The organism is Gemmobacter serpentinus (assembly GCF_008973825.1).
GTDB classification, from domain to species: domain Bacteria; phylum Pseudomonadota; class Alphaproteobacteria; order Rhodobacterales; family Rhodobacteraceae; genus Gemmobacter; species Gemmobacter serpentinus.
This window is the reverse complement of sequence record NZ_WCHR01000034.1, coordinates 1-21,386: the sequence shown is the minus strand read 5'-3', so window position 1 is coordinate 21,386 and position 21,386 is coordinate 1. Positions and strand designations below refer to the sequence as shown.

Below are 21,386 nucleotides of genomic sequence, written 5' to 3'. Positions count from 1 at the left end.
TTATACAAATCGAACAATATTGCCGACCCTTCTGCGGATAAATTGGCAATTACAGCGCAAAATCGGAGAAAGCCATGGCTGTGCAAAGCGGCAAGGATCTGCTGGTGAAAATCGATATCAATGGCAGTCTTCAATTCGAGACGATTGCGGGCCTGCGGGCCTCACGGATCAGTTTCAATGCCGAAACGGTGGATGTCACCAGCCTTGATAGTGCGGGGGGATGGCGCGAGCTGCTGGCGGGGGCTGGGGTGCGCTCGGCCTCGATCTCGGGATCCGGCGTGTTTCGGGATGCCGATACCGATGAGCGCGCAAGGCAGATCTTTTTCGCGGGCGAAGTGCCGCAGTTTCAGGTGGTGATCCCGGATTTCGGCGTGGTGCAGGGGCCGTTTCAGATCTCGGCCATCGAATATGCGGGCAGCCATAATGGCGAGGCAACCTATGAGCTGACGCTGGCCTCTGCCGGGGCGCTGACCTTTACGGCACTGTGATGGTGAACCCTTGGGCGGGCGAGGTGGCGATTGTCATCGATGGGCAACCCCATGTCGCGAAGCTGACGCTGGGGGCACTGGCGGAGCTGGAGGCCACAATGGAAAGCGGCGGGCTGATCGACCTGGTAGAGCGGTTCGAGGCGGGCGGATTCACGGCGCGGGACGTGCTGGCGCTGATCGTGCCAGGGCTTCGGGGCGGTGGATGGCAGGGCAACGCTGCCGATCTGGCGAAGGTCGAGATCGGCGGTGGCTTGCTGGCGGCTGCGCGCATCGCGGCGGATCTTCTGGCCCGCGCCTTTGCCGAACCTGGGCCGCCAGCAAAATGAGGCGGGGCTTTGACTGGCCCGCGTTATTGCGGGCAGGGCTGCGGGGCTTGCATCTGCACCCCGCCGTGTTCTGGAGCCTGACACCGCAGGAATTGCGGATCATGCTGGGGGCGGAGGTTGCCGCCCCGGCGCTGACGCGCGCACGGCTGGATGAACTGCGCGCGGCCTTTCCCGATGTGAAGCCTGACAAGACGGAGGACGCCCGCGATGGCGCAGACGGAGACATTGGAAGACCAGATCGCCGCGCTGGAGGCAACGCTGGCCGGGACGGGCGCGGTGGTATCCGGGTTTGATGGTGACCTGGCACGGCTGCGCGACAGTCTGGTTTTCACCGGGCGTGAGGTTGACCACCTGGCGACCGGCATCGGGCGGGGTCTGCGCGGCGCGTTTGACGGGCTCGTCTTTGACGGGATGAAACTGTCAGACGCGCTGAAATCCGTCGCGCAGAGCATGGTCGACACGGTCTACAATCTGGCGATGAAACCAGTGCAATCGGCGGTCGGCGGCTTTGTCGCCGAAGGCTTGAACGGGCTGATCGGCGGCATAATGCCCTTCGCCAAGGGCGGTGCCTTCACCCAAGGGCGGGTGATGCCCTTTGCCAAAGGCGGGGTTGTCGCCTCACCCGTCAGCTTTCCGATGCGGGGTGGCACCGGGTTGATGGGCGAGGCTGGGCCGGAGGCGATCATGCCTCTGGCCCGCGGTGCGGATGGCAGGCTTGGCGTGCAGGCCGCCGGCGGCCGGCCGGTGACCGTGGTGATGAACATCGCAACGCCCGATGTGCAGGGCTTTCAACGCAGCCAGAGCCAGATCGCGGCGCAGGCAAGCCGCGCCTTGGCGCGCGGTCAGCGCAATCGCTGAAAGGGGAATATCATGGGATTCCACGAGATCCGCTTTCCGGCCAATCTCAGCTTCGGCTCCATCGGTGGGCCAGAGCGGCGGACCGAGATCGTGACCTTGGCCAATGGCTTTGAAGAGCGGAACACGCCATGGGCGCATTCGCGCCGCCGCTACGATGCAGGCGTCGGATTGCGGTCCTTGGAGGATGTCGAGGCACTGATCGCGTTCTTCGAGGCGCGACGCGGACAGCTTCATGGCTTTCGCTGGAAGGATTGGTCGGACTACCGCTCTGGCCCTGCCGCGCGCGCCGTCACGGCCTTTGACCAGAACCTTGGCACCGGGACCGGCGGCCAGACGCAGTTTGGCTTGCGCAAAACCTACCGCTCTGGCGCGCAAACCTATGTGCGTCCGATCAGCAAGCCGGTTGCAGGCAGTCTTCTGGTCGCGGTGGATCGCGACATCAAGGTCGAGGGGCAGGAGTTTACGGTGGACCTGACGACGGGCGAGATCACCTTTGAAACCGCGCCACCGAAAGGGGCAGAGGTCTATGCGGGGTTCGAATTCGATGTGCCGGTGCGTTTCGACACCGATCGCATCCAATGTTCGATGGCATCGTTTCAGGCAGGTGACGTGCCGTCGGTGCCCGTGGTCGAGGTGCGGATATGACGGGCAAGAACGCGTATCTGAGCCATATGGCCAGCGGCACCACGACCGCTTGTCAAGCCTGGGCGGTGACCCGGCGCGACGGCGTGGTTCTGGGCTTCACGGATCATGACCGGGATCTGAGCTTTGAAGGCATCACCTTCAAGGCCAGTTCCGGGATGACGGCGCGCGCCTTGCAGCAGAGCACCGGCCTTGCCGTCGACAACAGCGAGGCAATCGGTGCGTTGAGTGATGCGGCGATCACAGAGGCGGATGTTCTGGCCGGACGCTATGACCGCGCCGAGCTGCGTGCCTGGGCGGTGAACTGGGCAGACACCTCGCAACGGATGATGCAGTTTCGAGGCAGCCTTGGCGAACTGACACGGGTTGGTGGCAGCTTCAGCGCCGAACTTCGCGGATTGGCCGAACAGGTCAATCAGGTGCAGGGCCGGGTGTATCACCGGCTGTGCGGCGCAGCCCTTGGGGACAGGGCGTGCAGGTTTGTGACCGATCAGCCAGGCTTTACGACCGAGCGTGCGGTGCAAAATGCCGAAGACCGACAGATCTTCTGCTTCGCCGCTTTCACCGGCTTTGAAGATCGCTGGTTTGAGCGCGGGCGGTTGATCGTTCTGGACGGCGACGGTGCCGGGTTGGAGGGCGTTGTGAAGGCGGATCGTCTTGCGGCAGATGGCAGCCGCAGCGTCGAGATGTGGCAAGCCTTTGCCATCGATATCGCGCCGGGCGACCGGATCCGGCTGATTGCAGGCTGTGACAAACGCGCGGAGACATGTCTAGGAAAATTCAATAATTTCATAAATTTTCGCGGATTTCCTCACATTCCGGGCGAGGATTGGATCTCGTCCTATCCGACCTCGACCACGGTCAATGATGGCGGGAGGTTGCGCTGATGCCGGGGGCGCGGATCGTGGCCGAAGCGCGCGGCTGGATTGGCACGCCCTATCTGCACCAGTGTTCGGTGAAGGGTGCAGGCACCGACTGCCTTGGCCTGCTGCGCGGGGTTTGGCGCGCGGTGATCGGGGCGGAACCCGAGGTGGTCCCGCCCTACACGCAGGACTGGGCAGAGCCATCGGGCGCGGAGGTGCTGCTGGCCGCTGCGCTGCGCCATCTGACAGAAAAAGCCGTGCAGGACGAAGCTGCTGGGGATGTGCTGCTGTTCAGAATGCGCGACGGGGCCATTGCCAAGCATCTTGGATTGCAGGGCGGCATTGGAGCCGTGGCCACGTTCATTCATGCCTATACCGGGCATGGTGTCATAGAAAGTCCGCTTTCTGCGCCTTGGCGGCGTCGGATCGTGGCACGTTTTGCGTTTCCCGCAGGAGCTTTTTGAATGGCGACGATCCTTCTTTCGGCAGCCGGTTCGGCGATCGGCGCGGGCTTTGGCGGCACGGTTCTGGGCCTATCGGGCGCCGTGATCGGGCGTGCGGTCGGCGCGACCATTGGTCGGGCGATTGACCAGCGTGTGCTGGGGGGCGGCTCTGACGCGGTAGAGATCGGCCGGGTGGAGCGGTTCCGACTTATGGGGGCATCCGAGGGCGCGGCGGTCGGTCGGGTCTGGGGGCGGATGCGGGTGGCGGGTCAGGTGATCTGGGCCAGCCGCTTCGAGGAAACGGTGAGCACCAGCGGTGGTGGCAAAGGCGCGCCAAAAGGCCCCGCAACGACGACCTATTCCTATAGCGTGTCCCTTGCCGTTGCATTGTGCGAGGGGCGCATCTCGGGCATTGAGCGGATCTGGGCCGATGGGACCGAGATCGCGCCGAACACGCTGAACCTGCGGATCTATACCGGCAGCGAGACGCAATTGCCCGACCCGAAGATCGCGGCGGTGCAGGGCGTGGACCAGGCCCCGGCCTATCGCGGTATTGCCTATGTGGTGATCGAGGGGCTGGATCTTGGGCGGTTCGGCAACCGCGTGCCGCAGTTTTCCTTTGAGGTGATCCGTCCAGCGCAGGGCCATCTTGCAAATGGTATGACAGATTTGCGCGACGCGGTGCGCGCGGTCGCGTTGATCCCGGGCACGGGTGAGTTTTCGCTGTCCAGCACCAAGGTGCATTACGCCCAAGGCGATGAGGTGCTGCGTTCGGCCAATGTGCACACCCCCCAGGAGCGCACGGATATGGCGGTGTCGATGCATCAGCTGGGGGTCGAACTGCCTGATTGCGGCTCGGTTTCGCTGGTGGTGTCATGGTTTGGCACGGATCTGCGTTGCGGTCAGTGTGAGGTGCGGCCCAAAGTCGAACAGAAAGATGATGAGGCTGCGCCACAGATCTGGCGCGCGGGCGGGATCGGCCGGGCCGAGGCGCAGGAGGTGCCACGCGTCAGTGGCCATTCCGTGTATGGCGGCACCCCGTCGGATGCATCGGTCATTGAGGCGATCCGCAGTCTGCGCGCGCAGGGGCGGGCCGTCATGTTCTATCCGTTCATCCTGATGGATCAGCTGGCGGGGAATGGCCTTGCGAACCCGTGGACGGGCGCTGCCAGCCAACCTGCGCTGCCCTGGCGCGGGCGCATCACGCTGGAGAAGGCACCCGGGCAAACAGGCACGACTGACCGGACGGCGGCTGCGACGGCGGAGGTGGCTGCGTTCTTTGGCACCGCGGCGCCTGCCGATTTCGGCCTGAGTGGCGAAACGGTCAGCTACAGCGGCCCTGACGAATGGAAGTTCCGTCGCTTCGTGCTGCATTACGCACATCTTTGCGCTGCGGCGGGCGGTGTGGATGCCTTTTGTGTGGGGTCCGAAATGGTCGGGTTGACCACGATCCGTGGCGCGGGCGACAGCTTTCCGGCAGTCACGGCCTTGCGGCAACTGGCCGCAGAGGTGCGCGCGATTCTGGGGCCCGCAACCAAGATATCTTACGCGGCGGATTGGACCGAATATTTCGGATATCACACCGGCCCGCATGTCTATTTCCATCTCGACCCGTTCTGGGCAGATGAGAATGTCGATTTCATCGGCATCGACAATTACATGCCGCTGTCGGATTGGCGTGATGGGGATGACCATGCTGATGCTGGCTGGGGCTCGATCCACAACCTTGACTACCTCAAGGCCAATGTCGAAGGCGGCGAAGGCTATGCCTGGTATTATGATAGCCCCGAGGGCGAGGCGTCACAGCGTCGCAAGTCGATCACCGATGGGGCCTATGATGAGCCATGGGTGTTTCGCTACAAGGATATTCGCGCCTGGTGGTCACACCGCCATTTCGACCGCCCGGGCGGCGCGCGTGCGGCATTCCCCACAGCGTGGGTCCCGCAGTCAAAGCCGGTCTGGTTCACCGAATATGGTTGTGCAGCCCTTGATAAAGGTGCGAACCAGCCAAACAAGTTCCTCGATCCGAAATCATCGGAATCTTTGCTGCCGAAATATTCCAGCGGCCGGCGTGACGATCTGATGCAGTTCCAATATCTGATCGCGATGCACGACCATTGGACTTTACCGGAGAACAATCCGGTATCACCGATCTATGGCGGTCCGATGATCGACTGGTCGCGCGCGCATGTCTGGGCGTGGGACGCGCGGCCGTTTCCGGCCTTTCCCAATGAGGGCGGCATCTGGTCGGATGGTGACAACTACCAGCGCGGGCATTGGCTGACAGGCCGGGCCAGTCATCAGTCGCTTGCGGCGGTGGTGGCCGAGATCTGCGAGGCGGCAGGGATGACCCGCATCGATGTCAGCGACCTGCGCGGCGTGGTGCGGGGATTCATGCTGGATCAGCTGGGATCGGCACGATCTGCGCTGCAGGTCTTGATGCTGGCATATGGGTTCGAAGCGGTGGAGCGTGAGGGCAAGCTGATCTTCCTGATGCGGGACGGGCAGGCCGATGCTGACCTCAGCCTAGACCAACTGGCAATCAGTGATGAGTTACCGGGGCGGATCGAGATGCTGCGCAGCCCCGATGGCGATCTGTCTGGGCGGGTGTTGATCGGGCATTATCTGGCCGAGGCCGATTTCGAGATTCGCGTGTCGGAAACCCGGATGCCTGAGGACACCGCGCCATCGGTGTCGCAGACCGATCTGCCCTTGTTGCTGACCGCCGCCGAAGGCGTCAGCATCGCCGAACGCTGGCTGACCGAGGCGCGGGTGTCGCGGGATACGGCCCGCTTTGCCCTGCCGCGCAGCCTGTCGCATCTTGGGGCCGGGGATGTGGTTCGGATCGGGCAGGATCGATATCGGCTGGACCGGGTTGATCTGGGCGACGTGATGCTGGCCGAGGCCACCCGCACCGAACCCGGGGTCTATCGGCCGTCGGATTTCGTCGAGGTGCCGGTGCCGCCACGCGGCTATGTGCCGGAGCTGCCGGTCTATCCGGTCTTTCTGGATCTGCCGCTGATGACCGGGGACGAGGTGCCACATGCGCCCCATATTGCAATCGCGGCCAGGCCATGGCGCGGGCAGGTCGGGCTTTGGTCCTCGGATTCGGATGAGGATTACAAGCTGAACCGCAACATCGTGGTGGGGTCGACGGTTGGCCGCAGCCAGACGGTGCTGCGGTCGGCCGATCCCGGGCTTTGGGACCGGGGAGAGCCGCTGCGGATCCGGCTGAGTTCCGGCACGCTGTCATCCGCCTCACCGCGGGCGGTGCTGAATGGTGCCAATGCCATGGCGATCGGTAACCCGGAAACCGGCCACTGGGAGGTCTTCCAGTTCTGCACCGCCAATCTGGTCGCACCGCAGCTGTGGGAGGTGTCGCATCGGCTGCGCGGGCAGGCTGGCACCGATGCGATCATGCCCGCACTTTGGCCGGAAGGCAGCCAGATCGTGCTTCTGGATCGCAGTCTGACGCAGGTTGATCTGGCGGCTTCAGCCCGCGGCCTGTCGCGGCATTACCGGGTCGGGTTGGCGTCCAAGGGCTATGATGATGCGGCGGTGCTGCATTCCGAGCGCAGCTTTGACGGCGTGGGGCTGCGTCCCTACGCGCCGGTGCATCTGAAAGCCAGCCGTCAGCCTGATGGCGATCTGCGCTTCACCTGGATCCGCCGCAGCCGGATTGATGGCGACAGCTGGCAATCACGCGAGGTGCCATTGGGCGAGGAGCGCGAGGAATACCATGTGCAGATCCACAAGGACGCCACCTTGTTGCGCGAGGCAGAGATCAGCGCACCGGCCTGGACCTGGACTGCAGCGCAGCAATCCGGCGATGGCGGCTTTGGCGAAGTGACGTTTTCTGTCGCGCAGATTTCGGATCGGTATGGGCCGGGCCCGATGCGGCGGCTGGTCCTTGACCTTTGACCGATCAAAGCCCCCGGACTTCGCGCCGGGGGCTTTGCATTCAAGCCGCTGCGAGCCTCTGGTCGTTTGCAGCAATTCGGCTATATTGGGGGGATGAATACGAACGGAGCACGCGTATGCCAAAGATCAGTCAGAAGGTTCAAACTCTTGATCCCGTCTGGTCGCGCGTCTGTGAGGAAGGCCGCGCAGCCGTCGCCAATGAGCCCCTGCTGGGCGGGCTGATCCATTCCAGCCTGCTGCATCATGCGACGCTCGAACGCGCGCTATCCTACCGCTTTTCGCTGAAGCTGGCCTCGGGCGAGATGAGCGAACAGATCCTGCGCGAGATCGCCGACGAGGCCTATACCCTTGACCCCGAGATCGGGCAGGCCGCGCGAGTGGATCTTGTTGCGGTCTATGAACGTGATCCCGCCTGCCATCGTTACCTGCAGCCGATCCTTTATTTCAAAGGCTATCAGGCGGTGCAGGCTTACCGGATCGGTCTCTGGCTCTGGACGCAGGGACGCCAGGATCTGGCCTATTTCGTGCAGATGCGCGTGTCGGAAGTGTTCGGGGTCGATATCCATCCCGCAGCCCGCATCGGGCGCGGCATCATGATTGATCACGCCCATTCCATCGTCATCGGCGAGACGGCGCAGGTCGGCGACAATGTCTCCATGCTGCATTCTGTGACGCTGGGCGGGACCGGCAAGGAGGATGGCGACCGTCATCCGAAGATCGGCAATGGCGTGTTGATCGGGGCCGGGGCCAAGGTTCTGGGCAATATCCATATCGGCCATTGCTCGCGCATCGCGGCGGGCTCTGTCGTCTTGCAGGACATACCGCCCTGCAAGACCGTTGCAGGCGTGCCTGCGCGGGTGGTGGGTGAGGCGGGCTGTGCGCAGCCCTCGCTCACCATGGATCAGCTGATCACATCGCAATAGTCCCGGATGGTTGCGCCTGTTCTTACCCGTATCGCGGCCGGGCTTACCGGCAAGGCCATCACCCTGTTTGCCCGGATCGTGACCGCCCCGCGCGCGATCTGGGCCGGGATCGAGCCGGTCCCCATGCAGCGTGTCTATTACGCCAATCACACTTCCAACGGCGATTTCGTGCTGATCTGGACGGTGTTGCCTGCGATGTTGCGCAGGCGCACCCGCCCGGTTGCGGCGCTGGATTACTGGCTGGCCAAGCCCCTGCGGGCCTTTATCGGGCGGGATGTCTTCAATGCGGTGCTGATTGATCGCCGCCCGGATCAGCGGGTCGAAGATCCGGTCACCTTGATGGCGCAGGCGCTGGATGAGGGATCGTCGCTGATCCTGTTCCCCGAGGGCTTGCGCAACATGACCGATGCCCCCTTGATGCCGTTCAAATCCGGCCTGTTCCATCTGGCGACACAGCGCCCTGAGGTCGATCTGGTCCCGGTCTGGATTTCCAACCTGAACCAGATCATGCCCAAGGGCGAGATCGTGCCGCTGCCGCTGGTCTGCACGCTGACCTTCGGCGCACCGTTGCATCTGCAGCCGGGCGAAGAGAAACAGGCCTTTCTGGATCGGGCGTCAACTGCGCTGCTCGCGCTCCGGTCGGAGGGGCAGGCATGACTGAAACCCTGAACGGCACCATCGCGGGCACCGCGCCGCATCTGATCTGGCTGCTGGCCGGGGTGGCGCTGATCCTGATTATCGCAACGCTGATCGGCGAGGCCCTGCGTCTGCGCATAGCGCCCGATGGCTCCAACCCGGTCATCGAGAACCTGAATGCCCGCATCGCCGCATGGTGGGGCATGGTGCTGCTGCTGGCGCTGGCCTTTCTCGCCGGGCGCATCGGGGTCGTGGTTCTGTTCGCGATCCTGTCCTTCTCGGCGCTGCGGGAATTCCTGACGCTGACCTCCAAGGCCCGCGCCGATCATTGGGCGCTGCTGGGGGCATTCTTCATCGTGCTGCCGCTGCAATATTGGCTGATCGGGATCGATTGGTATGGCCTCTATTCGGTGCTGGTGCCGGTCTATGCCTTCTTGCTGATGCCGGTTGTCTCGGCGCTGCGCGGCAATCCCAAGGGCTATCTGAGCCGGGTCGCCGAAACCCAATGGGCCCTGATGATCTGTGTCTATTGCGTGAGCCATGTGCCCGCGCTGCTATCCTTGCAGATCCCCGGCTATGAGGGGCGCAATGTCATCCTGATCGCCTGGCTGATCTTCACCGTGCAGCTGTCGGATGTGATGCAATATGTCTGGGGCAAGCTGATCGGGCGGCGCAAACTTGCGCCGGAACTGTCGCCGTCCAAGACATGGGAGGGGTTGACTGGCGGCGTGCTGACAGCCTCAGCCGCGGGATCTGCACTGTGGTGGATGACGCCGTTCTCGCTGCCGCAGGCGGCGGGGATCGCGCTGATCGTCACGCTGATGGGCAGCTTTGGCGGGCTTGTCATGTCGGCGATCAAGCGTGACAAGGGTGTGAAGGATTGGGGCCATTTGATAGCCGGTCATGGTGGTTTCCTCGACCGGCTCGACAGCGTGGTCTTCGCCGCCCCCATCTTCTTCCATCTGGTTCGATTTGGCTGGTCCCTGACATGAACGACGAGACATGAGCGACGATCTGCGCGATATTTTCACTAAACTTGAAGCCGCCGAGGCCGAGGCCCGCGCGCGCCTTCCCGATGACCCGCCGCTGAGGGCCGCGCCGCGTCCAACCCGGGCCGCTACTGCCCCGCAAGAGGCAGAACCGGCAATGGAGGATGACGGCCCTGACCCTGCCAATCGCCGCCCAATCAGCGCCCGCAACAGCCGCTTTGCCCGGTCTGCGGCCAGCCGCCTGGCGGAAAGCGATATCACGCCCAACCAGATCTCGCAGGCTTCCATCGGTTTTGCAGCCCTTGGCCTGCTGGTCTTCTGGGGGGCATCGGCTACCATTGGCGTGTTGCAATCCATGCTGCTGGTGGTGGCGGCTGCCGCCATTCAGGCCCGGCTGATCTGCAATCTGCTGGATGGGATGGTGGCGGTCGAGGGCGGCAAATCCTCTGATACCGGGCCGTTCTGGAACGAGGCACCGGACCGCATCGCCGATATCCTGCTGCTTTGGGGCGCGGGACTTGCCGCGGGCCACCCGGCGCTTGGCCTTGGTGCGGCGGCTTTGGCCGTGGGCACTGCCTATCTGCGCGAGCTGGGCCGGGCCGAGGGGCTGGCCCCCGATTTCAGCGGCCCGATGGCCAAGCCGCACCGGATGGCCGCGCTGACCATCGGCGCGCTGGCGGCGGCCCTGCTGCCGGTCACCATGACCGCGGCGGCGATCCTGAACCTGACCCTTTGGGTGATCGTGATCGGCCTGGTGGCCACCATCGCGCGCCGGACATGGCGCCTGCTTGCGGGCCTTCAGGCAGGCTAAGACCCCTGAATTACAAAGAAAAGCCCCCCGGCAGCGATCCTGCCGGGGGGCTTTTCATTTCATGTGGCGATGGCTCAGGCCAGCATGGTCAGCGGGTTTTCCAGCGCCTCGACCACGGCTTTCAGGAACTCCGCGCCAAGCGCGCCATCGATCACACGGTGATCGACCGACAGCGTCATCGACATCATCGTTGCCACCTTGATCTCGCCCGCCGCATCCACGATGGGCTTCTTGATCCCGGCACCAACCGCAAGGATCGAACCATGCGGAGGATTGATGACGGCGTCGAAATTCTCGACCCCCATCATGCCAAGGTTGGAGATCGCGAAGCTGCCGCCCTGGTATTCATGCGGCGCAAGTTTCTTGGTCTTGGCGCGCGCCGCGAGATCCTTCATCTCGGCCGACAGCGCTGAGACCGACTTCTTGTCGGCATCGCGCAGGACCGGGGTGAACAACCCGCCCTCGATGGCCACGGCCACGGCGACATCCGAAGGCTTCAGCTTCAGGATGCGGTCACCCGCCCAGACAGCATTGCAATCCGGCACTTTCTGCAGGGCCTGCGCGCAGGCCTTGATGATGAAGTCATTGACCGACAGCTTCACGCCCTGACCCGTCAGCGCATGGTTCAACTGTGCGCGGAAGGCCACCAGGGCATCCAGCTGCACTTCGCGGCGCAGATAGAAATGCGGGATGGTCTGCTTGGCTTCGGTCAGACGGGCCGCGATGGTGCGGCGCATCCCATCCAGCGCGACCTCTTCATAGGCGCGGTCTGCGTAAAGCTTCTTGACCGCATCCGCCGAGGGGGCTGCCGGGGCGCTGGCTACCGCCGGGGCAGGGGCTGCCGCCGCTGTGGGGGCGGCAACGGCTGCGGGGGCGGCCGCCTTGGGTGCAGCAACGGCCCCCTCCACATCGGCTTTCACGATGCGGCCATGCGGACCGGAGCCCTTGACCTGCGTCAGATCCAGACCTTTGTCGGCCGCGATCCGCCGCGCCAGAGGCGAGGCGAAGACCCGCGCGCCAGATGCGGCAACCGGGGCGGCAGGGGCCGCGACCGGAGCAGCGGCTGCGGCAGCCGGGGCTGCGGCAACCGGGGCGGGCGCCGCCGCTGGGGCGGGTGCTGCCGGTGCCGCGACTGCGGCAGAGGCATCCTCGCCTTCTTCCAGCAGCACGGCGATCGGGGTGTTCACCTTCACGCCCGCGCTGCCTTCGGCCACCAGCAGCTTGCCGATCACGCCCTCATCCACGGCCTCGAATTCCATCGTGGCCTTGTCGGTTTCAATCTCGGCCAGCACCTGACCGGATTTCACCGTATCGCCCTCTTTCACCAGCCATTTGGCCAGCGTGCCTTCCTCCATCGTCGGAGACAGCGCAGGCATCAGAACTTCAATTGCCATGTCACACCTCAGCGATAGCAGACGGATTTCACGGCTTCGACCACTTCGGCAGTCGTCACCAGCGCGAGTTTCTCAAGGTTGGCCGCATAGGGCATCGGCACGTCCTTGCCACACAGGTTGCGCACAGGCGCATCCAGATAATCGAAGGCGCGTTCCATGATCACCGCCGACAGGTGGTTGCCGATGGAGCCAACGGGGAAGCCTTCCTCGACGGTGACGCAGCGGTTGGTCTTCATGACCGAGGCCAGCACCGTGTCGTAATCGATCGGGCGCAGGGTGCGCAGGTCGATCACCTCGGCCGAGATGCCCTCTTCAGCCAGCTTGTCCGCGGCCTCAAGTGCATAGGTCATGCCGATGCCGAAGGAGACAATGGTGACATCGGTGCCTTCACGCCAGACCCGGGCCTTGCCGAAGGGAATGGTGAAATCGGGCAGGTCCGGCACTTCGAAGGACTTGCCATACATGATCTCGTTTTCAAGGAAGATCACCGGGTTCGGATCGCGGATCGCCTGTTTCAGCAGGCCTTTGGCGTCAGATGCCGAATAGGGCATCACCACCTTGAGGCCGGGCAGCGCCGCATACCATGCCGCGTAATCCTGGCTGTGCTGCGCGCCCACACGGGCGGCGGCACCGTTCGGACCGCGGAACACAATCGGGCAACCCAGCTGCCCGCCCGACATGTAATTCGTCTTGGCGGCAGAGTTCACGATATGGTCGATGGCCTGCATGGCAAAGTTGAAGGTCATGAACTCCACAATCGGGTTCAACCCACCCCATGCCGCGCCGACCGCGATGCCGGCAAAGCCATGCTCGGTGATCGGGGTGTCGATCACGCGCTTGGGGCCGAACTCGTCCAGCAGGCCTTGGCTGATCTTGTAGGCCCCCTGATATTCACCGACTTCCTCGCCCATCAGGAAGACCGCGTCATTGCCGCGCATTTCCTCGGCCATGGCTTCGCGCAGGGCTTCCCGCACGGTCATGGTTTTCATCGGTGTGCCTTCCGCCCAGTCGGGCGAGGCCTTGGAGACGACCGCGACAGGAGCTGCAGCAATGGGGGCCGCTGCGACGGGGGCAGCCGCAACAGGGGCCGCAGCAACGGGGGCCTCAGCCGCGGCGGGGGCCGCATCGGCGCTTTCGCCTTCTTCGACCAGCACGGCGATCGGGGTGTTCACCTTCACGCCCGCGCTGCCTTCGGCCACCAGCAGTTTGCCGATGATGCCCTCATCCACAGCCTCGAATTCCATCGTGGCCTTGTCGGTCTCGATCTCGGCGATGATCTGGCCGGATTTGACCACATCGCCCTCTTTCACCAGCCATTTGGCCAGCGTGCCTTCCTCCATGGTGGGAGAAAGCGCGGGCATAAGAACTTGAATTGCCATGTCTTTCTCTCCCTCAGGCGTAAATGTCGGTGTAAAGCTCGGACAAGGCGGGTTCCGGGCTTTCCTTGGAGAATTCGGCCGCCTCATTCACGATGGCCTTGATCTCCTTGTCGATGGCTTTCAGATCCTCGTCCGAGGCCAGACCGCCTTGGGTCAGCAGGTCGCGGACATGCTCGATGCAGTCCTTCTCGGTCTTGATCTTCTCGACCTCTTCGCGAGTCCGGTATTTCGCCGGATCGGACATCGAATGCCCGCGATAGCGATAGGTCATCATTTCAAGGATGTAGGGGCCCTTGCCCGCGCGGCAATGCGCAATGGCCTTTTCGCCCGCTTCCTTCACCGCCAGCACATCCATGCCGTCGACCTGTTCGCCCGGAATGCCGTAGGCGGTGCCACGGCCGAACAGCGTGGTCGATTTGGTGGAGCGTTTGACGCTGGTGCCCATGGCGTATTGGTTGTTCTCGATGACGAAGATCACCGGAAGGTTCCACAGCTCGGCCATGTTATAGGTTTCATAGACCTGGCCCTGGTTCGCCGCGCCATCCCCGAAATAGGTGAAGGTCACATTGTCATTGCCCTTATACCAGTCGGAGAAGGCAAGGCCCGCCCCAAGCGGCACCTGCGCGCCGACGATGCCATGGCCGCCGTAGAAATGCTTTTCGCGGCTGAACATGTGCATGGAGCCGCCCTTGCCCTTGGAGTAGCCCCCCTCGCGCCCGGTCAGTTCCGCCATCACCCCCTTGGGGTCCATGCCGCAGGCCAGCATATGGCCATGGTCGCGGTAGGAGGTCAGGCGCTTGTCGCCTTCCTTCGTGGCGGCCTCAAGCCCCACGACCACTGCTTCCTGTCCGATGTAAAGGTGGCAGAAGCCGCCGATCAGGCCCATCCCGTAAAGCTGGCCTGCCTTTTCCTCGAAACGGCGGATCAACAGCATTTCACGGTAGTATTTCAGAAGTTCCTCTTTCGAGACATTCGGTCTCTCCGGTGCCTTCTTGGTGGCCATGCGGCGCCCCTCCCAACAATGAGAATGTTCAATATTGAACTATCTACCCATTATCGGGGAAATAAGGCGTTGCGCAAGCAAATCTCTCGCCGCGACGCAGCGATGGGGCGCAGTATTGCGGGGTATGGGCGGGGCCATGCCGATGAGACGCAGCCTGGCCCCGAGGGTCGGGGCTACGGGCGAAATCTCAGCGGATGACGATCTCGTCTGCGCGGATATAGCCCAGCACGTCGCGGACCTGTTCGTCCAGCAGATCAAGGTCAAGGAAGGCATCCGACAGGCGGTGGGTGCGGTTTTGCAGCGCCGAAAGCTCGGCTTTCAGGCGGTCACGCTCGGCCACCAAGGCTGTTTCCTCGGCATGGATCTGGGCGCGGCGGAACAGCCCGTAATCGCCTTGAACGGCTGCAAAGGTGAAGTAACCGCCCAGGCCGATTGCCAGGGCAAAGATCAACATGCTGCCGATGGAAAGGCGGGTCTGGGTCATACGCGTCTCTTGCCTTGCCCCTCGTTCGCTGGGGGCATGACAGAGTTATGCCATAGCCGAATCAGCTTGTGAATCGGGAAAATGCGGCAGAGTCAGCTATTTGCAGGAATGTGACAGAATGGGGCAGGGCGGCCACAGGCCGCCCTTTCGTTTTTGTTGCACCCAAGGATGCAGGCAGGATCTGATCCACCCGCGGGGGCGGGCGGGATCAGGCCTTGCCCTTGTAGATGTCGACCAGCTTGGCCAGCATCGCCAATGCATCCTCGCGCGAGCGTTGGAAGCTGTTGCGCCCGATGATGGAGCCGTTGCCGCCGCCATCGCGGATTGCGCGGGCGTCATCATAGACCGCATCGGCACCTTTGGACGCACCGCCCGAGAAGACGATGATGCGGCGGCCATTGAAGCTCGATTGCACGCAATGCTTCACGCGCGCGGCCATGTCGGACACGTCGATCTGCTCTTTCTCATAGACCTTCTTCGCCTCGGGCAGCATCAGGTGGTCGGTCGACAGCTTGATCTTGATGATATGGGCCCCAAGCAGCGCCGCGATATGGGCTGCATAGGCTGCGACATCGATCGCGGTCTCGCCATCCTTGGTGATCGCCTCGCCGCGCGGATAGGACCAGATCACGGTCGCCACGCCCTTGGCCGCGGCTTCCTTCCGCATCTCGACGATCTCTTCGAACATGTCGAGCGCCATGTCCGATCCCGGATAGATGGTGAAGCCGATGGCCGAGCAGCCAAGGCGCAGCGCGTCATCGACAGATGCTGTGATCGCCTGGTTCTTGCCGGCGGTCTCCGACATCAGGCTGTTGGCAGAGTTCACTTTCAAAATCGTCGGAATCTGGCCGGCAAAGGTATCGGCACCGGCTTCCAGCGGCCCCAGCGGTGCGGCATAGGCCGAAAGGCCCGCGTCAATCGCCAGTTGGTAATGGTAATGCGGGTCATAGCCTGCCGGATTGGGCGCAAAGCTGCGCGCCGGGCCATGCTCGAACCCCTGATCGACGGGCAGGATAATCATCTTGCCGGTGCCGCCGAGCTTGCCTTCCATCAGGATGCGGCAGAGATTGCCCTTCACCCCGGCATTCTCGCCTTCATAATTGCTCAGGATCTTCTGCACCTGCTTGGTGGCGCGCATGTCGGATGCTCCTATCTGGTTCGGACGGCCCATAGGGCCTTGGGGCGTGCAGGTTGCAGTTAATCGCTGCCGATACCCCGCGCAATCGTGTTAGCGCTAGCGGCATCGTAAAGCGCAACAGTCCCGATTTTGGCGCTGTGATTCGCGCTGTTTCCCGAATGCAACTACAAGTAAAACGGTATTGTTTCCGGTCTTGGCATGGTGGTTGCATCCTTGGGGGTTTGTTCCCCAAGCCCTGATGATGACCGGGTTTTTTGTGATCTGCATTGACCGGCGGACTGCGCAGGATCAAGTTTGCCTTGAATTATCGATTTCGGATGCTGCGGCGATCCGTAGGTGCGAGGATAGAATGACCAAACTGACGACCACGTCGAGCCTGATGCGCGGATTGGATCTGCGCTTCATGGAGGATGCCGAATTCGGCCGGCTCATCACCACAGATACCGATCAGCTGCGGGTGACGCTGGGCGGCAAGCGTCTGCTGCTTGATGGCGATTATTCCTATGAGAACGGTCGTCTCAGCGGCGAGATCGTGACCATCGGCGTGCAATCCCTGAACCAGAGCGGGCGCATCACGACGATGCATTTCACCGATCTGGGCTTTGACGGTGCCGAATTGCTTGGCATGATCGAAACCGGAAACGGCAATGATCTGCTGGATGCGCTGCTATCGGGCAATGATCGGCTGAACGGGTCGAAATGGCGCGACCGCATCGATGGTGGTGACGGCAATGACACGATCCTCGGCGGGGCGGGCAATGACACGCTGAACGGCGGCAATGGCAATGATCGCTTGCAGGGCGGCACCGGGCGCGACCTGCTGCAAGGCGGCAACGGGGCCGACAAGCTGGAAGGCAAATTCGGCGACGATCTGCTGCGCGGCAATGCCGGTGCGGATTACCTTCTGGGCGGCGGCGGTGACGACACGCTGGAGGGGGGGGCCGGAAACGATCGGCTGCGTGGCGGGGCAGGAAACGACGCCTTCGTCTTCCGCGGGGATTTCGGCAAGGATGTGATCGGCGATTTTTCCCGCGATGATCGTATCGCGCTGGATGACCGCTTCTGGGCGGATGGCCGCGACGCCGCTGATATTGTCGAGCAATTCGCCACCCGCAAGGGCGATGGCATTCTGCTTGAGATGGGCGACAATGCGGTTTTCGTGCACGGCATGACCAATCTCGAAGATTTTGCCGACCGCCTGCGCACCATCGACCAGGTCTTCGGCGAGTAACCGCAAGATTCCGACGCTGGCCAGAGATTGGCGATATCTATGGGCCGCGTCATGAAGAAGCCCCGCATCATCCGGTGCGGGGCTTCTTCCTTTGTCGAATATCCGTCTCAGAACAGGAAGTCGTCTGCCGAAAGCTGGCCCGGCTTCACCCCCTGCAGCATGAGGGTCACCAGATCACCATCGCCATCGACCACGCGGATTTCGGTGCCGCCCGCAACCTGGCGCAGCTCGAACCCGTCTTCCAGACCCTTGTCGCGGCCCGACCAGTCAAGATCGAAACCCGAAAGGTCGATCCGGTCGGTGCCGGTCTCGAAGTCGCGGATCCGCGCCACACCCGCATCCTGGTCCACCAGCACGAACGTATCGGCCCCATGTCCGCCAAGGGCGGTATCGCCGCCCGAGACCAGCAGCCGGTCGTCGCCACGCCCGCCCAGCAAAAGGTCGGAGCCCGCACCGCCATCCAGCGTGTCATCGCCGCCCGCACCGCGCAGCGTGTCATCCCCGCCATGGCCAAGAATGCGGTTGTCATCGGCATCGCCGCGCAGCCGGTCATTGCCCGCGCCACCCGCATCATCGCCAATGGGATCGGCTGCCTTCACGCCCGGCGGTGGTTTGATGATCTTGACGTTTTCCGGTGTGAGGTCGGCCAGCTTCACATTCTTGAGAATGATCTTCTGGATATTGCCGCCCGGGTCCTTGGTATAGACATGCACGTCCTTGCCCTTTTGAGTCATGGCAAAGCCGTCATTGGTGTCCTTGTCGCGATCGGCCCATTTGAACTTGAACATGCCGCCAAGCTCCAGCACGTCATGATCGGCGCCCTTGGCCTTGAAATCGGTGATGACCGAGGTATTGGCCGAGCCGAGGCGCATGTTGTATTTGATGCCGAGCAGGATAAAGAAATCGCCATCCGCGCCGCCGGTCAGCGTATCGGCCCCCATCATGGTCAGGGCGTCCTTGCCACCGCCACCCAGCAGCTTGTCATTGCCGGCGCTGCCGTCCAGCGTGTCATTGCCTGCCTTGCCGTCAAGCGTGTCATTGCCCTGCATCCCGAAGAGCATGTCAGCCTTGCTGGTGCCGACTTTTTTCTCACTCTTGGCCGTGCCCGTCCAGACCAAGCCCGAACCAGAACCAGGAATGCCGGGAAAACTGGGAATGGTTACCTTACTAATAAGTGCCATATCGTGCCCCCCAGGGCTGTAATGAAATAAACCGCCAGATCCGGGCGGCTTTGGCACGTTAGCAATGTGCTGCGGGAGGCGTCAATTGCCTCCCGCATGATCGGTAAATCAGCCCAATGCCGCAACGCCGGGCAGTTCCTTGCCCTCCATCCATTCCAGGAAGGCACCGCCCGCGGTGGAGATGAAGCTGAAACTATTGGCGGCCCCCGCCTTGTTCAGCGCGGCAACCGTATCGCCGCCCCCCGCGACCGAGACCAGCTTGCCAGCCTGCGTCAGATCGGCGACCGCGCGCGCCGCCGCATTGGTGGCCGCGTCAAACGGCTCGATCTCGAAAGCCCCGAGCGGGCCGTTCCAGATCAAGGTCTGCGCGGTCGCAAAGACATCGCGCAGGGCGGCGACCGTGGCCGGGCCTGCGTCCAGGATCATGGCATCCGCCGGGCAGGCATGGACCGGCACGGTCTCATTGGCGGCCCCCGCCTTGAATTCGCGCGCCACAACCACGTCGATCGGCAGGTGGATCGCACAGCCCGCGTCATCGGCTTTGGCAAGGATCTCGCGCGCGGTTTGCGCCATGTCGCGTTCGGCCAGTGACTTTCCGACCTCAACCCCTTGGGCCACAAGGAAAGTATTGGCCATGCCTCCGCCGATCACCAGATGGTCGACCTTGGCCACCAGATTGCCCAGAAGATCCAGCTTGGTGGACACCTTGGCACCGCCCACCACGGCTACGACCGGGCGCTTGGGGGCACCGAGGGCCGCGTCGAGGGCGCGCAGTTCGGCCTCCATCAGCCGGCCTGCGGCGGCGGGCATAAGATGCGCGATGCCGGCGGTCGAGGCATGTGCCCGATGCGCGGCGGAAAAGGCGTCATTCACAAAGACATCGCCAAGCGCGGCCATCTCGCGGGCCAGACCTTCGTCATTCTTTTCCTCACCGGCGTGGAAGCGGGTGTTTTCCAGCAGCACGACCGCGTCGCCCGAGGCGCGCGCGATGGCCTCGCGGGCGGGGGCACCGATGCAATCGGCCGCAAAGACCACCTTGCTGCCAAGCGCCGCTTCCAGCGCGCCCTGCACATGCGCCAGGCTCATTTCCGGCACGACCTTGCCCTTGGGGCGGTCGAAATGCGCCAGCAGCACGACCTTGCCACCCTTGGCCTGAATATCCTTCACCGTGGGCACGATCTTTTCGATGCGGGTGGCGTCGGTCACCACGCCATTTTCCATCGGAACATTGATGTCGACCCGCATCAGCACGGTCTTGCCGGCCAGATCGATATCGTCGAGCGTCTTCCAAGCCATGGCGGCCTCCTCGAAATGCGGTTGATCTTCTTTCCGCCGATCGAGGCCCGGCGTCAACCGTTCACGCGGGTTTGCCCTTTCCCTTGGCGTGCCGCGCCATTACCTTGCGCCCCAGAAAAGAGGAGACCGACCTTATGGCCGAGATCAAAGACCCCGAAAACACCATCATCCTGACCCTGAAAGACGGCGAAGTGGTGATCGAACTGCTGGCCGATGTGGCCCCCAAGCACACCGCCCGCATGAAAGAGCTGGCCCGCGCCGGCAAATATGACAACGTGGCCTTCCACCGCGTGATCGAGGGCTTCATGGCCCAGACCGGCGATGTGGAACATGGCAATATGGAAAGCCCCGCCTATAACGCGCGGCGTTCCGGCACCGGCGGTTCGGATCTGCCCGACCTTCCGGCCGAATTCTCCAAACTGCCGCATGACCGTGGCACGCTTGGCGCGGCCCGTTCGCAGAACCCGAACTCGGCCAACAGCCAGTTCTTCATCAACTTCAAGGACAACCACTTCCTGAACCAGCAATACACGGTCTATGGCCGCGTGATCTCGGGCATGGATGCGGTTGACAAGATCATGCGCGGCGAGCCGCCGGTGAACCCCGATCGCATGATCTCGGTGCGGGTGGCAGCCGATGTTCAATAAGCTTTCGCTGGCAGCCCTTGCGCTGATCGCCACGCCCTTCATGGCCATGGCGGAAACCGATGGTCCCGGCCCCAATCTCGTGATCGAGGTCGGCGGCGAGACCAAGGGCGAGATCGTCATCGATCTGAACGATCAGGTCGCGCCCAAGCATGTGGCGCAGATCGTGGCGCTGGCCAAGGAAGGTGCCTATGATGACGTGGTGTTTCACCGCGTGATCGACGGCTTCATGGCGCAGACCGGCGATGTCGAATTCGGCAAGAAGGGCGGCAGCGCCCAGGCTGGCATGGGGGGCTCGTCCAAGCCCGATCTGCCGGCGGAGTTCTCGAACCTGACCTTTGATCGAGGTGTCGTCGGCATGGCCCGGTCGCAGGATCCGAACTCGGCCAATAGCCAGTTCTTCATCATGTTCGCCCCCGCGCCGCATCTGGATGGCCAATACACCGTCGTGGGCCATGTCATCAAAGGCATGGATGTGGTCGATGCGATCAAGAAAGGGTCTGGCGGCAATGGTGAGGTCACCGTGCCCGACCGCATGGTCAAGGTCACCGTTCAGGAATGAACGCGGCCTGTAAGCGATGATCCGGGGAAGGGGCCGCAAGGCCCCTTTTCCTGTTGCGGGTTGGGGTGATCTGGAGCTTCAGCGTCTCAGCGTCTCAGCGTCTCAGCGTCTCAGCGTCTCAGCGTCTCAGCGTCTCAGCGTCTCAGCGTCTCAGCGTCTCAGCGTCTCAGCGTC

At 63.1% G+C, this 21,386-nt stretch carries 21 protein-coding genes and 1 pseudogene; 15 read left to right on the top strand and 7 right to left on the bottom strand.

Translation table 11 applies throughout. The features are described 5' to 3' along the window. Positions 1-74: 74 nt before the first annotated feature. The 12 genes and pseudogenes from GBJ34_RS16985 to GBJ34_RS16930 all read left to right on the top strand — a co-directional run bounded on the left by GBJ34_RS16985 (position 75) and on the right by GBJ34_RS16930 (position 10,900). The gene (locus GBJ34_RS16985; protein WP_151720389.1) at positions 75-488 is read left to right on the top strand and encodes a phage major tail protein, TP901-1 family; all 414 of its coding nucleotides are present in this window, start codon (positions 75-77) and stop codon (positions 486-488) included. Then, positions 488-814 carry a gene transfer agent family protein gene (locus GBJ34_RS16980; RefSeq protein ID WP_151720388.1) on the top strand — a complete coding sequence of 109 codons (327 nt, stop codon included), beginning with the start codon at positions 488-490 and terminating at the stop codon, positions 812-814. Before GBJ34_RS16985 ends, GBJ34_RS16980 begins: the two co-directional genes overlap by 1 nt. Next, positions 811-1,005 (top strand): annotated as a pseudogene (locus GBJ34_RS16975) (rcc01693 family protein); the annotation flags it as partial. The gene GBJ34_RS16980 and the pseudogene GBJ34_RS16975, both read left to right, overlap by 4 nt. A 16-nt stretch (positions 1,006-1,021) precedes the next feature. Beyond that, positions 1,022-1,672 (top strand): phage tail tape measure protein, encoded by a 651-nt coding sequence (locus tag GBJ34_RS16970; RefSeq protein ID WP_151720386.1) that lies wholly within the window; start codon positions 1,022-1,024, stop codon positions 1,670-1,672. Between the two features lie 12 nt (positions 1,673-1,684). After that, positions 1,685-2,317, top strand: a complete 633-nt coding sequence (locus GBJ34_RS16965) for a DUF2460 domain-containing protein (protein WP_151720385.1) — start codon at positions 1,685-1,687, stop codon at positions 2,315-2,317. Further along, positions 2,314-3,201, top strand: coding sequence for a DUF2163 domain-containing protein (locus GBJ34_RS16960; protein ID WP_151720384.1), 888 nt, complete (start codon positions 2,314-2,316; stop codon positions 3,199-3,201). The genes GBJ34_RS16965 and GBJ34_RS16960 overlap by 4 nt, the downstream gene beginning before the upstream one ends. Beyond that, positions 3,201-3,641, top strand: coding sequence for an NlpC/P60 family protein (locus GBJ34_RS16955; protein WP_151720383.1), 441 nt, complete (start codon positions 3,201-3,203; stop codon positions 3,639-3,641). Before GBJ34_RS16960 ends, GBJ34_RS16955 begins: the two co-directional genes overlap by 1 nt. After that, the gene (locus GBJ34_RS16950; protein WP_151720382.1) at positions 3,642-7,541 is read left to right on the top strand and encodes a baseplate multidomain protein megatron; all 3,900 of its coding nucleotides are present in this window, start codon (positions 3,642-3,644) and stop codon (positions 7,539-7,541) included. It begins immediately after the preceding gene. A gap of 116 nt (positions 7,542-7,657) precedes the next feature. Continuing rightward, the gene (gene cysE, locus GBJ34_RS16945; RefSeq protein WP_151720381.1) at positions 7,658-8,464 is read left to right on the top strand and encodes a serine O-acetyltransferase; all 807 of its coding nucleotides are present in this window, start codon (positions 7,658-7,660) and stop codon (positions 8,462-8,464) included. A 6-nt stretch (positions 8,465-8,470) separates the two neighbouring features. Continuing rightward, positions 8,471-9,121, top strand: coding sequence for a lysophospholipid acyltransferase family protein (locus GBJ34_RS16940; protein WP_151720380.1), 651 nt, complete (start codon positions 8,471-8,473; stop codon positions 9,119-9,121). Next, a complete protein-coding gene (locus GBJ34_RS16935) occupies positions 9,118-10,092 on the top strand; it encodes a phosphatidate cytidylyltransferase (RefSeq protein WP_151720379.1) in 975 nt (324 codons plus the stop codon). The genes GBJ34_RS16940 and GBJ34_RS16935 overlap by 4 nt, the downstream gene beginning before the upstream one ends. Before the next feature lie 10 nt (positions 10,093-10,102). Continuing rightward, positions 10,103-10,900, top strand: coding sequence for a CDP-alcohol phosphatidyltransferase family protein (locus tag GBJ34_RS16930; RefSeq protein ID WP_226341249.1), 798 nt, complete (start codon positions 10,103-10,105; stop codon positions 10,898-10,900). A 74-nt stretch (positions 10,901-10,974) separates the two neighbouring features. Here GBJ34_RS16930 and GBJ34_RS16925 read toward each other — a convergent pair whose 3' ends face one another. The 5 genes from GBJ34_RS16925 to GBJ34_RS16905 form a co-directional block, all read right to left on the bottom strand. Continuing rightward, positions 10,975-12,294 (bottom strand): pyruvate dehydrogenase complex dihydrolipoamide acetyltransferase, encoded by a 1,320-nt coding sequence (locus GBJ34_RS16925; RefSeq protein WP_151720378.1) that lies wholly within the window; start codon positions 12,292-12,294, stop codon positions 10,975-10,977. Between the two features lie 8 nt (positions 12,295-12,302). Beyond that, the gene (locus tag GBJ34_RS16920; RefSeq protein ID WP_151720377.1) at positions 12,303-13,673 is read right to left on the bottom strand and encodes a pyruvate dehydrogenase complex E1 component subunit beta; all 1,371 of its coding nucleotides are present in this window, start codon (positions 13,671-13,673) and stop codon (positions 12,303-12,305) included. A gap of 13 nt (positions 13,674-13,686) precedes the next feature. Further along, positions 13,687-14,676: a pyruvate dehydrogenase (acetyl-transferring) E1 component subunit alpha gene (gene pdhA / locus GBJ34_RS16915; RefSeq protein ID WP_151720376.1), complete on the bottom strand. Its 990-nt coding sequence runs from the start codon at positions 14,674-14,676 to the stop codon at positions 13,687-13,689. Between the two features lie 187 nt (positions 14,677-14,863). After that, positions 14,864-15,160, bottom strand: coding sequence for an FtsB family cell division protein (locus tag GBJ34_RS16910; protein WP_151720375.1), 297 nt, complete (start codon positions 15,158-15,160; stop codon positions 14,864-14,866). A gap of 208 nt (positions 15,161-15,368) precedes the next feature. After that, on the bottom strand, positions 15,369-16,298 hold the full coding sequence (locus GBJ34_RS16905; protein ID WP_151720374.1) for a class I fructose-bisphosphate aldolase: 930 nt from the start codon (positions 16,296-16,298) through the stop codon (positions 15,369-15,371). A 349-nt stretch (positions 16,299-16,647) separates the two neighbouring features. Here GBJ34_RS16905 and GBJ34_RS16900 point away from each other — a divergent pair, with 349 nt between their 5' ends. Then, positions 16,648-17,529: a calcium-binding protein gene (locus tag GBJ34_RS16900; protein ID WP_192931268.1), complete on the top strand. Its 882-nt coding sequence runs from the start codon at positions 16,648-16,650 to the stop codon at positions 17,527-17,529. 107 nt (positions 17,530-17,636) lie between these two features. Here GBJ34_RS16900 and GBJ34_RS16895 read toward each other — a convergent pair whose 3' ends face one another. Both GBJ34_RS16895 and GBJ34_RS16890 read right to left on the bottom strand, forming a co-directional pair. Next, positions 17,637-18,710 carry a M10 family metallopeptidase C-terminal domain-containing protein gene (locus GBJ34_RS16895; protein WP_151720372.1) on the bottom strand — a complete coding sequence of 358 codons (1,074 nt, stop codon included), beginning with the start codon at positions 18,708-18,710 and terminating at the stop codon, positions 17,637-17,639. Between the two features lie 108 nt (positions 18,711-18,818). Beyond that, positions 18,819-20,006, bottom strand: a complete 1,188-nt coding sequence (locus tag GBJ34_RS16890) for a phosphoglycerate kinase (RefSeq protein ID WP_151720371.1) — start codon at positions 20,004-20,006, stop codon at positions 18,819-18,821. Between the two features lie 134 nt (positions 20,007-20,140). Between GBJ34_RS16890 and GBJ34_RS16885 the strand changes: the two genes are divergently transcribed. Further along, the gene (locus tag GBJ34_RS16885) at positions 20,141-20,653 is read left to right on the top strand and encodes a peptidylprolyl isomerase (protein WP_151720370.1); all 513 of its coding nucleotides are present in this window, start codon (positions 20,141-20,143) and stop codon (positions 20,651-20,653) included. Further along, positions 20,643-21,212 carry a peptidylprolyl isomerase gene (locus tag GBJ34_RS16880; protein WP_151720369.1) on the top strand — a complete coding sequence of 190 codons (570 nt, stop codon included), beginning with the start codon at positions 20,643-20,645 and terminating at the stop codon, positions 21,210-21,212. The genes GBJ34_RS16885 and GBJ34_RS16880 overlap by 11 nt, the downstream gene beginning before the upstream one ends. The last annotated feature ends 174 nt before the right edge of the window (positions 21,213-21,386 follow it).